Source organism: Pseudomonas sp. GL_135, from assembly GCF_057834665.1.
In genome coordinates this window covers 4,149,556-4,161,444 of sequence record NZ_CM174408.1, presented here as the reverse complement: position 1 = coordinate 4,161,444, position 11,889 = coordinate 4,149,556, and the positions used below count along the sequence as shown (strand labels likewise).

The following is an 11,889-nucleotide window of genomic DNA, read 5'->3' as shown; positions in this document are numbered from 1 at the left end:
CGTTTCCATGACCCGTGAAGGACATGGATCGGCCTGCTTTCACCAGTGGCTTGAGATCAAGGCAACTCGGCACTCGCATAGAACGCCGACAGCACCTTCACCAGATGCGCCAGATCCTGACTGCCCGCCAGTTCGCGGATCGAGTGCATGGCGAAGGTCGGCAGGCCGATGTCGACGGTACGCACGCCCAGATGACCTGCAGTGATCGGGCCGATCGTCGAGCCGCAGGCCATGTCGCTGCGCACGACGAAGCTTTGCACCGGCACTTCTTCGGCCATGCACAAATGACGGAAGAAGCCGGCCGTTTCGCTGTTGGTGGCGTAGCGCTGGTTGCTGTTGACCTTGATCACCGGGCCGGCATTGAGTTTCGGGCCGTGGTTGGCGTCGTGCTTTTCAGCGTAGTTGGGGTGTATGCCGTGGGAATTGTCAGCGGAGATCAGCAGGGACTTCTGAATCGTGCGCACGTAGTCGTCGCCTTCCGGCAGCAGGCGTTGCAGCACTTGCTCCAGCATCGGGCCGTCGGCACCGCACGCGGACGTCGAGCCGACTTCTTCATGGTCGGTGCAGATCAGCAGGCAGGTTTCGTCGCCGTCGGCATTGAGCAACGCTTGCAACCCGGCGAAGCAGGACAGCAGGTTGTCGAGCCGGGCGCCAGCGATGAAGTCACCGTTGAGGCCGATGACGGCGGCGCTTTGGGTGTCGTAGAAGCTAAGTTCGTAATCGAGGACGACGTCGGCATTCAGGCCGTGTTCGCGAGCCAGTTGATCAGTCAGCAGGGCGCGGAAGTCGGGGCGTTCGTCACCGGCGACCTGGGCCAGGATCGGTGGCAGTTCGGTCTGCGGGTTGATTGCCCAGCCTTCGTTGGCAGTGCGATTGAGGTGGATCGCGAGGTTGGGGATGATGGCGATCGGCAGCTTGAAGTCGATCAGTTGGCTTTCGACTTTGCCGTCCCGACGGAAGGTGACGCGGCCGGCGAGGGAGAGGTCGCGGTCGAACCACGGCGCAAGCAGGGCGCCGCCGTAGACTTCGACGCCCAGTTGCCAGAAGCCCTGACGTTGCAGTTCGGGTTGTGGTTTGACGCGCAGGCACGGGCTGTCGGTGTGGGCACCCACGAGGCGGATGCCGCCGGTGAGGGGCGACAGGCGACCGAGTTTGAAGGCGACGATGGAGGAGTCGTTGCGGGTGACGTAGTAGCGGCCGCCGGCTTCGGTGTACCAGGGCTCGCGTTCGTCAAGGCGCTGGTAGCCGGCGCCTTCGAGGCGTTGGACGAGGCTGGCGGTGGCATGAAAGGGGGTGGGGGAGGCCTTCAGGAAATCGATAAGGCCTTGATTCAACTCTTCGCGCATAGGTTACTCCAGGCAGCAATGGGCGGGAGTTTACAGGCCAAAAGGTGTTTTGATCGAGATCAAGATCAAGATCAAGATCAAGATCCTTAAGATCAAGAGCGTCTGTCTGGGGACAGACCGTTTCGCCTTCGGCGAGTTACTTGATAAAGCCCCAAGTAACCAAGGGCTTGTGCTCCTGGTTGGGCCCCTCGTTCCTCGGGGTTCCTTCACTCCGGTCTCGCTCCGTGGGCCCGCGCCGAACGGGCATCCATGCCCTGACGGCGCTCTCGCCGCATCCATGCGGCTCGGCCCACTGCGCGAGACCTGCGTTCAGCCTGCACCCAAGTCGCGATTTGCGGTGTTTGGACTTTGTGTGTTCGAAGATCAAAAGCAGATCAAAGGCTTCCCGGCTGAAGCCGGTCCTACGCGGGGGACACAGTGCGCTTTTTAGTGGGACCGGCTTCAGCCGGGAATGGACGCGGAGCGTCCTCGGATGCATACCCACGCAGAGCGTGGGCTCGATCGTAAGATCAACAGCTTCCCGGCTGAAGCCGGTCCTACAGTCGGCGCCAATCCCACAGTCGAGGCCAATCGCACAGTCGAGGCCAATCCCACTGGATGCATGCGATTTCTTGGTAGGACCGGCTTTAGCCGGGAAGAGGCCAGTATGTGCGCTGGTAGTTTTGCAGACCGCCCCTTTCGCTGTGGGAGCGAGCTTGCTCGCGAATGCTGTTGCTGTTGCTGTGCTTTTGATCTTCCTACACAAAAAGTCCAGACACCGCGAAACGCGACTTAGGTGCAGGCTGAACGGAGGTTTCGCGGAGTGGGCCGAGCGGCATGGATGCCGCGAGAGCCGCCCCCCGCCATGGATGGCGGATGGCGGCGGGCCCACGGAGCGGGACCGGAGTGAAGGGACCCCGAGGAACGAGGGGCCAAACCGAGAGCAGGCACCCTTGGTTACTTGGGGTGCTTTTCCAAGTAACTCGCCGAAGGCGAAATGATCTGCCGTTAGGCAGATGTTCTTGATCTTCACGCTGTTCTGACTAACCCGATCAAAACGGCGCCGGGCACTCAAACCGAACCCGCTCACCCGTCCCCGGATGGGTAAACGCCAGCATGCTCGCATGCAGACACAGCCGCGGATACGCCGCCAGCGCCTCCGGATGCGCATACAAACCATCGCCCAGCAACGGATGCCCGATCGACAACATATGCACCCGCAACTGATGCGATCGCCCTGTAATTGGCGTCAGCTCAACCCGACAATACGCGTCATACCGCTCCAGCACCTTCCAGAACGTCAACGCATGCTTGCCCAACTCATGATCCACCACATGACGCGGCTTGGTCGGCGGATCGTAGCGCAACGGCAAATCGATACTGCCACTGTCCAGCGCCGGCTGACCCCAGGCCAGTGCCGTGTAGGCCTTCTCCGTCTCGCGGTCATGGAACTGCCGGGACAGCTCACGGTGGGTGTCCGCGTCACGGGCCAGCAAAATGATCCCGGACGTTTCCCAGTCCAGCCGGTGGACGATTCTCGCCTCGGGATAGCCGTTTTCCTGCAGGCGGGTAATCAGACAGTCCTTGTTATCGTCAGCGCGACCGGGGACTGAAAGCAGCAGGGTAGGCTTGTTCACCACCAGGACAGCGTCGTCCTGATGGAGGATATGAACGTTGGACAGCGGCATTGAAAGCCTCATCACTCAAACAGGCGCCGCACGATCGAAACAGCCATCGCGGCGCAGAAAACAGGTCTTCAGGAACGCCAACGGCGGCGCGCTTGCCTGATCCCGCAAAGGGCTTCAGGCAACCGGGCCGCCGTGGCGACTGCCTTGTCGATCAACGATCAGGCAGGGTGATATTCAGTTCCAGAATCGAGCAGCTGCCGTCGTTTTCAAGGGCGACATGCACGTCATCGTTACCGATATTGACGTACTTGCGGATCACCTCGACCAGCTCCTTCTGCAAGGCGGGCAGGTAATCCGGGGTGCTGCGTTGGCCGCGTTCATGCGCCACGATGATCTGTAGACGCTCTTTCGCTACCGACGCGGTGCTGGGCTTTTTGTTGGCACGAAAGAAGTCAAAAATGCTCATCAGTTACCCCCGAACAGGCGTTCGAAAAATCCTTTTTTCTGTACGTCCAGGAAGCGGTGCTCACGGTCCTTGCCCAACAGACGGTCAACGGCATCGCTGTACGCCTGGCCGGCGTCGCTCTGATCATCAAGGATGACCGGCACGCCCTGGTTGGATGCCTTGAGTACGGCCTGGGACTCCGGAATCACGCCCAGCAGGGTCACCGCGAGGATTTCCTTGACGTCTTCAACGCCCAGCATCTCGCCCTTGCTCACGCGCTCAGGGTTGTAACGGGTCAGGAGCAAGTGCTCCTTGATCGGGTCTTCACCACGCTCGGCGCGACGGGACTTGCTGGCCAGCAGGCCCAGCATGCGGTCCGAGTCACGAACCGAGGACACTTCCGGGTTAGTCACGACGATGGCTTCATCGGCGAAATACATCGCCAGGTGAGCGCCCGTCTCGATACCGGCAGGGGAGTCGCAGACGACGTACTCGAAGGTTTCCTTGAGCTCCATCAGGACTTTTTCAACGCCTTCCTTGGTCAGCGCATCTTTGTCACGGGTCTGGCTGGCGGCGAGGACGTAAAGACCTTCGATCTTCTTGTCCTTGATCAGCGCTTGCTGCAGGTTGGCTTCGCCGTTGACTACGTTGACGAAGTCATAAACGACGCGACGCTCGCAACCCATGATCAGGTCGAGGTTACGCAGGCCGACGTCGAAGTCGACGATTACTGTCTTGTGGCCGCGCAGTGCGAGACCGGTACCGATGGCGGCGCTGGTGGTGGTCTTGCCCACACCACCCTTGCCGGATGTAACCACGAGAATCTTGGCCAAGGTGTATCACCCCTAGAGGAAAAGGACGTTGAGTCCCTGAAGAGCCCCTCATGACGGCGCAACCAAAGCGGGCGAGGGCGGTGATCGGAACCCGTGACGGAATTCCTGTTCGGGAGAACAAAAAAATAGCCCGAACGTCTCGGTGCCTTCGCGTCGTTTTCGCGACGAATCAGAGTGGCTTAAAAATGGCGCAGTATCCGTTAAAGACGGGTGATGTTCAACACGTCGCCGGACAGACTGATCTGCACACCGGCGCCCCACAGCGGATCCCGGCGCAGGTCTTCGGACACCTTGTATTGGCCGGCGATGGAGATCAGTTCGGCGACCATCTGCTGGCAGAAAATCCGTGCCTTGGTATCGCCTTTGATCCCCGCCAGCGCGCGGCCGCGCATCGGGCCGTATACGTGAATGTTGCCGTCGGCGAGCAGTTCGGCGCCGGGGCTGACCGAGGAAATCACCACCAGATCCGAGCCCTGGGCGTAGATCTGCTGACCACCGCGCACGGGGGCGGTGATGATCTTGGTCGGCTTAATCAGCGGCTCGGGCGGCTTTTCAATGATTTCCGGCTTCTTTTTGATTTCGCCTTCCGTCGGATCGAGCGGTCGCTCGCGCGCACCCGACGGCGGCAGCACCGGCAGGTCGATGGAAATGGCGGCGGCGATGTCTTCAATCCGGTTGGCGCGAATGGCCAGGGTGCGCAACCCATGCTGGCGGCAGATGCGCATCATTGCCGGCAGATCGATCGCGCCCTCATCCGGCGGCAACTTGTCCAGCGCCAGCACCAGCGGTGTATTGCTGAAGAAGTTCGGCGCCTGGGCGACTTTTGCCGCCAGTTGACGATCCAAGGCTTCGAGGTTGTTGCGGGCCAGTTCCAGCACAGTGATGGCCAGCATGCTGCCCTTTAGCTGGAACACGGGTTCCTTGTCTTGCAATTCGATTTGGCTCATGTCGGCATACAGCGGCTTGTCGCTAAAAGTGCCGAGACTTATAACGATAACGCCCGCCAGCCGCAAGGGAGGCGCAACCGACGGCGGCACGATCCGCGCGAACCGATGTAGAATGCCCGCCTTTGTCCTGACGGAAGCTGTAATGGATCGCCCGCGTTTTCGAGCTCACTTTCTTCATCCCCGCTTCTGGCTGCTATGGCTGGGGCTGGGCTTGCTCTGGCTGATCGTGCAGTTGCCGTTTCGCGTGTTGCTGGTGATTGGCCGTGCGTTGGGCTGGGTCATGTATTACCAGGCGACCGATCGACGGGTGATCGCCGCGCGTAACCTCGAACTGTGTTTCCCCCAGTATTCGAAAGCCGAGCGCAAACGCCTGCTCAAGAAAAACTTTGCCTCCACCGGCATCGCTTTTTTCGAGATGGCCATGAGCTGGTGGTGGAGCAAGCCCCGTCTCGCGCGGTTGGCGCACATCGAAGGTCTTCATCATTTAAAGCAGGCGCAGCTGGACGGCCATGGCGTGATCCTCATGGCACTGCATTTCACCACCCTGGAAATCGGCGCGGCCTTGCTCGGCCAGCAGCACACCATCGACGGCATGTACCGCGAGCACAAGAACGCGCTGTTCGATTACGTGCAGCGTCGCGGCCGCGAGCGCCACAACATGGATTCCATCGCCGTCGAGCGCGAAGACGTGCGCGGCATGATCAAGCAACTGCGCAAGGGCCGGGCCATCTGGTACGCGCCAGATCAGGACTACGGCGCCAAGCAAAGCATCTTTGTGCCGCTGTTCGGCATTCAGGCCGCCACCGTGCCGGCCACCAGTAAATTCGCCAAGCTCGGCCACGCGCTGGTCGTGCCGTTTACTCAGGAGCGCCTGGCCGATGGCAGTGGTTACAAGCTGGTGATCCATCCGCCCCTGAGCGATTTCCCGGGGGAGAGCGACGAGGCGGATTGCATTCGCATCAATCAATGGGTCGAGCGCGCCGTCACCGAATGCCCCGAGCAATACCTGTGGGCGCACCGGCGTTTCAAGAGCCGGCCGCCGGGTGAGCCGAAGCTGTACAAGAAGCGTGGCTGAAACCAAGAGCTCAATCCCCATGATGACAAGCACCACAGAACAACAAGCGGTGCGCCACGCCTCAGCGCTAGCCCCCGGCGTCGAGCCGGTTACCGGGCTGATCCTGTCCGGCGGCGGTGCCCGCGCGGCCTATCAGGTGGGCGTACTGGCCGGCATCGCTGACCTGCTGCCTGTCGGCGCCAAGAATCCTTTTCCAGTCATCGTTGGCACCTCTGCCGGCGCGATCAATGCGGTGAAGCTGGCCAGCGGCGCCGCGCAGTTTCGTACGGCAATCCACGAACTCACTGACTTCTGGCAGGGCTTTCGCAGCCATCAAGTGTTGCGCAGCGACTGGCCCGGGGTCGTCCGGCAGGCCGCGCGATTCTTCGGTCGCAGCCTGTTGGGCATCGGCCGCCAGCAGGTGCCGGTGGCACTGCTCAACAGTTCGCCGCTCAAGGACCTGCTGACCGCGCGGCTCAACCTCGACGGCATCGACGAAGCCATTGAAGCCAGGCATCTGCGCGCGGTGGCGATCACCGCATTCGGTTACGAGTCGGGGCAGGCGGTCACGTTTTATCAGGGCAAGGGCACGATCGATTCCTGGCTGCGGCATCGCCGGATCGGCCTGCCAACGCGCTTGACCATTGACCATCTGCTGGCCAGTTCGGCCATTCCCTTGCTGTTTGCGCCAGTGAAGCTGGGACAGGAATATTTTGGTGACGGCGCGGTGCGGCAATCGGCGCCCATCAGTCCGGCGCTGCACCTGGGCGCCAACCGCGTGCTGGTGGTGGGCGTCAGCGGCAACCCCCGTGGCCCTGGCGCGAATCCGTCTGTGCCGCGCGCGGTCCGTGGCGTCCAACCGAGTCTCGCGCAGATCGGTGGGCACATGCTCAACAGCACATTCATTGACAGCCTCGAAAGCGACATCGAATTGCTGGAGCGGCTGAACATCGTCAGCCGCATGCTGCCCGGGCCCGACGTGCCCAAGCCGCAGTCGTCAGACTCGACGCCCATTCAATCCCTGGCGCCGGTGGAGGTGCTGGTGATTTCGCCCAGCCAGCCCATCGATGAAATCGCCGCCCGTCATCGCCGCGAATTGCCCCCGGCGCTGCGCACGTTTCTGCGCGGCCCGGGTGCGACCAAAACCAGTGGGGCAGGGGTATTGAGTTATCTGTTGTTTGAGTCGGGTTACTGCAGCGAGCTCATCGAACTGGGCCGTCGAGACGCGATGGCCCAGAAGGATGAGTTGATGCGGTTCCTGCAGTTGGAGTAGTTGCTCTGCTGAAGGCCGGGTCGAGGGCAATCACGCGGTCAGCTTGTCATCCCGAAAATCCCGCAGGGCCTGTTCGATTTCTTCCCGGCTGTTCATCACGAACGGGCCGTATTGCACGATCGGCTCGCCCAGCGGTTTGCCAGCGATCAGCAGCACGCGGGCACCCGCCTGAGTGTTCAGCTGAATCTCACCATCTTCCGACAATCGCGCGAGACGGCTCGTACCCAACTTCTGTGGCTGCCCTGCGATCTCGACTTCACCTTCGTACACGTACAGCAGCACGCGATGGCCGTCCGGGACGCGCGGGCTGATGAGGCTGCCGGCAGGCATGTGGAAATCGAAATACTGCGGCTCGGTGTCCGGACGCTGCACGGCGCCTGCCTGGGACGTGTGGCCGTCGTCGAACTGGCCGGCGATGACCACGACGTCGACGCCGTCCTGCGTGGTGATGCGCGGAATGCGCTCGGGCTGAATGTCGTCGTAACCGGCGTTGCCCATCTTCGATTTGGCCGGCAGGTTGAGCCACAGCTGGAAGCCGCGCATGGCGCCTTTCTCCTGCTCGGGCATTTCGCTGTGAATCACGCCGCGTGCAGCGGTCATCCATTGCACGCCGCCGCCTTGCAGCAAGCCGACGTTGCCCATGTGGTCTTCATGGCGCATGCGGCCTTCGAGCATGTAGGTCACGGTCTCGAACCCGCGGTGGGGATGGGGTGGAAAACCGGCGATGTACTCGTCGGGATTCTCGGAGCCGAACTCGTCGAGCATCAGGAACGGGTCGAAGGCTTCGATGCCGGGCCCGCCGAACACACGGGTCAGCTTGACGCCAGCACCGTCGGACGTCGGTTGGCCGGCCTGGATCGACAGCACTTTACGAAATGGGGGCATGGGGCTCACTCCGGCAAAAGGGGAATGGCGCCTATGGTAGGCCTGTTGAGGCGATGGATGGGTGACGTTTTTGCGGGGGAATGATCGGGTTTGGCGATGGGTCTGGGCGAAGTGTGGGAGCGAGCTTGCTCGCGAATAGGTGTTTATAGCCGCCAGATCTCCAGCGGCCGTAATAACGTCTTCGTGAGCAAGCTCACTCCCACAAGATCCCTGCCAGCAGTGCCAGCAGTGCCAGCAGTGCCGGCAGCTTTCAGATCACGTTACTCGGACACCTGCAGCTTGCGGGCTTCGGTGTACACGTAACGGACTTTCTCGTACTCGAACGGCGAATCCATCTGACCGTAGCGGAAGCTGGTGGTGTAGCGACGGTCGATGGCCCGCAGCAGGTACAACTCAGGGTGGTCTTCGCTGACTTGGGCGACGTTGAGGAAGTTGATCTGCGATTCAGCGGTGAAGTCGAAGACCAGGCCGCCGGTGTCACGCAGGTTCGATGGACCGAGGATCGGCAGCACCAGGTACGGGCCGGCCGGTACGCCATAGAAACCCAGGGTCTGACCGAAGTCTTCGCTCTGCTTCTTCAGACCCATCAGGGTGGCCGGGTCCCACAGCCCGGCAATGCCCAGGGTGGTGTTGACGATCAGGCGGCCGGTGGTTTCCATCGAACGCTTGCCCTTGAACTGCAGGAGGCTGTTCAGCAGGTTCGGCACATCGCCCAGGTTGCCGAAGAAGTTGCTGACGCCGGTACGCACGAAGCTCGGTGTTATGTATTTGTAGCCGTTGACCACCGGCAGGAACACCCACTCATCGAAGCGATAGTTGAAGTGGTAGACCCGGCGGTTCCAGGATTCCAGAGGGTCGTAGACATTCAGCGCGTTCAGCGACGAGCGCTCGAACTCCTGAGCATCCAGCCCCGGGTTGAATTTCAGCGACTTCAAAGGCTCGGTGAACCCGTCAGGGTTATCGATGCGTTGGACCGGGGCTGCCTGGGAAATGATCGGCGCGTCGGCCGCGTGGACGGCGCCAGCGCAGAGGAGGGCGGCGATAAGCAATAGACGTTTAGCCACGGAAAAACTCCAGCATGGCGTCGCTGTTGACGCGATAGTTCATGTTGCCGCAGTGACCGCCGTAAGGGTAAACGGTCAGGCGATCGCCAAAAGTCTTGCGCAGGAAACCGAGGTCGCCCGGGCCGAGGATCACGTCGTCGGCGTTGTGCATCACCGCGATCTTCTTGCTGCTGGCCAGGTAATCCTTCAGCGCGTACAGGCTGACCTGATCAACCAGTTGCAAGAGGCTGCCGCCGTCGGTGCGGGCACGCCACATCGGGATGACCTGCTCGGTCACGTAGCAATCGAAATCGCATTGCAGCGCGCGCTTGAGGAACGGCGTCAGGCTGGTGCCTTCACTGATCGGGGTCTTCGGCGGAGTAATCAGGCCGCGACGGTTGATCAGGTCGGAGGTGAACGCGATGTCGGCGGCGGAGAAACGGAACGAGGTGCCGATCAGCATGGCCATCTGTTCATTGGACAGGTGCTGCTTGGACTGCTGGAAGTCATACAGCAGCGCATCGTTCAGGTCGATGTAGCCTTTCTCGCGGAAGTAACGGGTCAGCTTCTGTAGCACCAGTTCATAGAAGGTGGTGCTGTTGGTGATGCCTTTAACGTCGGTCTGCACCATCTTGTCGAGGTTGGTGATCGAGGTGTAGAGGTTCACCGGCGGGTTGATCAGCAGCACTTTCTTGAAATTGAAGCTGCGGCGGGTTTCGTCGAGTTTGCTGACGAAGGCCGCATCCAGCGCGCCAAGGCTGTAACCGGTCAGGTAATACTCGGTGACCTGCAGTTTCGACTGTTGGGCGCGAACGGCCTGCATGACGCGGTACAAGTCTTCGGCGTCTTCCTTGGTCACGCCAGGGGTGGCGAAACGCGAGGCGGCGCTCATGAAGTCATAACTGGTCGGCGACGAAAGCTGTACGACGTTGTAACCCGCGCCGTAATAAAGCTTCTTCAGGTATTCATTCAGGGTGCTGTTATACGGCGCGCCGGTGCCGGCGATCAGGAAGATCAGCGGCGCAGGGTGGTCTTGTTTGGCGAGGCGGTAACGCAGTTTTTTCACGGCCCAGAAGTTGTCCGGCAGTGTGAACTCACGCTCCGGGCGCATGGTGAGGCTGTAATCGTCCTGATCGATGTCGGCGTCTTCAGGCACCTTGGCACGCAAATCCGGTGGGGTCGTGGCGATGGTCGCTTCGAACGGATTGGTCAAGGGGAAGCCATAGCTGGACGGATCGATATCGACCGCCATCACGGACGCACTCAAAAACAGGCCGCCTGATAAGGCGGCGAGGCGCAGAAAACGAAGCATGACTGAATCCCTTGGGAATGATGTGCTGTTGAAATACGCAGGCTATGACACGGGTGTAGTGCCAAAGTGCCGTGACGGCAAGCGACTCTCGCATGACCCTCTTCGACGATACAGGTTATGGCACTTCTGACCTGTCCGCTCGTGCTTTTTATTGCCCGTATGGTTTTGCCCGTGCCGCTGCGGCTATGCTGCGCGCCGTTGGTTATTTTCTGGAGTGTGTCGTGTCCCGTCGTCTGCCGTTGGTGGTGCTGTTTTTGATTCTGGCGCTGTGGCTCGCCGTCAGTTACGGCTTGCGTTACGGCCTGATGGAGGACGTGCAGTGGGTAGGAATCTGTGCGGACGAGTCGTCGAAATGGCAGTGCCAGTTGCGCTCCAATCTGGGCCTGTGGATTCACTTCGGTGTGTTCGGGTGGGGCGCGCTGATCACGGCGCTGGTCGCGTTCTTTATTCCGCGTCAGGTCGGTCGAGCGCTTGCAGTGGTCGGCTTACTGCTGGGGATATTGGCGCTGGTGCTGTATACGGCCAGCTTGGCGGTGTTCGCGGTGGTGATTGCCGGATTGCGGCTGGTGCGCGATCAACGTGCTTAACGTCACTGCGGGCATGGCTTCAAAAGCCAAACGCCAGACAGCATAAAGGGGAGCCGAGGCTCCCCTTTAAATCGTTGCACGTGCTCTTTCTTATTGTTGTAGGGCGGTCTGTTGTTGTTATTGGCAACCGGTCCCTCTACAGCGTCTTCGGTGATCCCCATACGGGATACAAGAGCAAACGTATTTTTTTGAGCGCTGACCTGCTTTGATTCCTCTTCTGCGAGAGGTGATCCAACCCGTTCTGGCCGCTACCTGAGGGTAGTTTTATTATTCTCGGTCGGGCTGCGAGGCCTAAGCCTCAGTAAAGCGTTTCTACTCCAAAAAAATCTGTTGGCTGCGTCTCTGTGCCGTTGTTCTTGTTATGTCAGAGCCGATTCATCTTATTTTTATTGGGTTTTCACATTTTGTTCTTGTTATGCAGGAGATATAGCAGGGTGCGTGCCAACTTTTGCAATGCCTTATAAATCAAGGCCTTGCAGATTCCGATCAACTGGCACCCCTCCTGAGTAACGGATTTTTGTTTCCGTGTTACCCGCCTTCGAGCCTTTCAGTCCCTC

At 60.4% G+C, this 11,889-nt stretch carries 11 protein-coding genes; 3 read left to right on the top strand and 8 right to left on the bottom strand.

What is annotated here, in order from left to right; translation table 11 throughout:
• Positions 1 to 56: 56 nt before the first annotated feature.
• The 5 genes from AC3ISG_RS18485 to minC all read right to left on the bottom strand — a co-directional run bounded on the left by AC3ISG_RS18485 (position 57) and on the right by minC (position 5,178).
• Positions 57 to 1,346: a M18 family aminopeptidase gene (locus tag AC3ISG_RS18485; RefSeq protein ID WP_074890571.1), complete on the bottom strand. Its 1,290-nt coding sequence runs from the start codon at positions 1,344 to 1,346 to the stop codon at positions 57 to 59.
• Positions 1,347 to 2,377: 1,031 nt separating this feature from the next.
• Positions 2,378 to 3,013, bottom strand: a complete 636-nt coding sequence (locus AC3ISG_RS18480) for an RluA family pseudouridine synthase (RefSeq protein WP_489297644.1) — start codon at positions 3,011 to 3,013, stop codon at positions 2,378 to 2,380.
• 151 nt (positions 3,014 to 3,164) lie between these two features.
• The gene (minE, locus tag AC3ISG_RS18475; RefSeq protein ID WP_037013831.1) at positions 3,165 to 3,419 is read right to left on the bottom strand and encodes a cell division topological specificity factor MinE; all 255 of its coding nucleotides are present in this window, start codon (positions 3,417 to 3,419) and stop codon (positions 3,165 to 3,167) included.
• On the bottom strand, positions 3,419 to 4,231 hold the full coding sequence (minD, locus tag AC3ISG_RS18470; protein WP_037013830.1) for a septum site-determining protein MinD: 813 nt from the start codon (positions 4,229 to 4,231) through the stop codon (positions 3,419 to 3,421). The genes minE and minD overlap by 1 nt, the downstream gene beginning before the upstream one ends.
• 200 nt (positions 4,232 to 4,431) lie before the next feature.
• On the bottom strand, positions 4,432 to 5,178 hold the full coding sequence (minC, locus tag AC3ISG_RS18465; RefSeq protein WP_122537815.1) for a septum site-determining protein MinC: 747 nt from the start codon (positions 5,176 to 5,178) through the stop codon (positions 4,432 to 4,434).
• 142 nt (positions 5,179 to 5,320) lie between these two features.
• Between minC and AC3ISG_RS18460 the strand changes: the two genes are divergently transcribed.
• Positions 5,321 to 6,253 carry a lipid A biosynthesis lauroyl acyltransferase gene (locus AC3ISG_RS18460; RefSeq protein WP_272635395.1) on the top strand — a complete coding sequence of 311 codons (933 nt, stop codon included), beginning with the start codon at positions 5,321 to 5,323 and terminating at the stop codon, positions 6,251 to 6,253.
• A gap of 22 nt (positions 6,254 to 6,275) precedes the next feature.
• Positions 6,276 to 7,505: a patatin-like phospholipase family protein gene (locus AC3ISG_RS18455; protein ID WP_489299554.1), complete on the top strand. Its 1,230-nt coding sequence runs from the start codon at positions 6,276 to 6,278 to the stop codon at positions 7,503 to 7,505.
• A 30-nt stretch (positions 7,506 to 7,535) separates the two neighbouring features.
• Here the strand turns inward: AC3ISG_RS18455 and AC3ISG_RS18450 are convergent, their stop codons facing one another.
• The 3 genes from AC3ISG_RS18450 to AC3ISG_RS18440 form a co-directional block, all read right to left on the bottom strand.
• On the bottom strand, positions 7,536 to 8,390 hold the full coding sequence (locus tag AC3ISG_RS18450; RefSeq protein WP_489297643.1) for a pirin family protein: 855 nt from the start codon (positions 8,388 to 8,390) through the stop codon (positions 7,536 to 7,538).
• 260 nt (positions 8,391 to 8,650) lie between these two features.
• The gene (locus tag AC3ISG_RS18445) at positions 8,651 to 9,454 is read right to left on the bottom strand and encodes an MlaA family lipoprotein (protein ID WP_205484474.1); all 804 of its coding nucleotides are present in this window, start codon (positions 9,452 to 9,454) and stop codon (positions 8,651 to 8,653) included.
• On the bottom strand, positions 9,447 to 10,745 hold the full coding sequence (locus tag AC3ISG_RS18440; protein ID WP_065986875.1) for a serine/threonine protein kinase: 1,299 nt from the start codon (positions 10,743 to 10,745) through the stop codon (positions 9,447 to 9,449). Before AC3ISG_RS18440 ends, AC3ISG_RS18445 begins: the two co-directional genes overlap by 8 nt.
• Before the next feature lie 221 nt (positions 10,746 to 10,966).
• Here AC3ISG_RS18440 and AC3ISG_RS18435 point away from each other — a divergent pair, with 221 nt between their 5' ends.
• On the top strand, positions 10,967 to 11,332 hold the full coding sequence (locus AC3ISG_RS18435; protein ID WP_122537817.1) for a hypothetical protein: 366 nt from the start codon (positions 10,967 to 10,969) through the stop codon (positions 11,330 to 11,332).
• Positions 11,333 to 11,889: the final 557 nt, after the last annotated feature.

Coding starts and splice junctions, on each gene's coding strand:
- minE (WP_037013831.1), bottom strand. CDS start 3,419: ATGAGCATTTTTGACTTCTTTCGTGCCAACAAAAAGCCCAGCACCGCG.
- AC3ISG_RS18485 (WP_074890571.1), bottom strand. CDS start 1,346: ATGCGCGAAGAGTTGAATCAAGGCCTTATCGATTTCCTGAAGGCCTCC.
- AC3ISG_RS18440 (WP_065986875.1), bottom strand. CDS start 10,745: ATGCTTCGTTTTCTGCGCCTCGCCGCCTTATCAGGCGGCCTGTTTTTG.
- minC (WP_122537815.1), bottom strand. CDS start 5,178: ATGAGCCAAATCGAATTGCAAGACAAGGAACCCGTGTTCCAGCTAAAG.
- AC3ISG_RS18480 (WP_489297644.1), bottom strand. CDS start 3,013: ATGCCGCTGTCCAACGTTCATATCCTCCATCAGGACGACGCTGTCCTG.
- AC3ISG_RS18450 (WP_489297643.1), bottom strand. CDS start 8,390: ATGCCCCCATTTCGTAAAGTGCTGTCGATCCAGGCCGGCCAACCGACG.
- AC3ISG_RS18455 (WP_489299554.1), top strand. CDS start 6,276: ATGACAAGCACCACAGAACAACAAGCGGTGCGCCACGCCTCAGCGCTA.
- AC3ISG_RS18460 (WP_272635395.1), top strand. CDS start 5,321: ATGGATCGCCCGCGTTTTCGAGCTCACTTTCTTCATCCCCGCTTCTGG.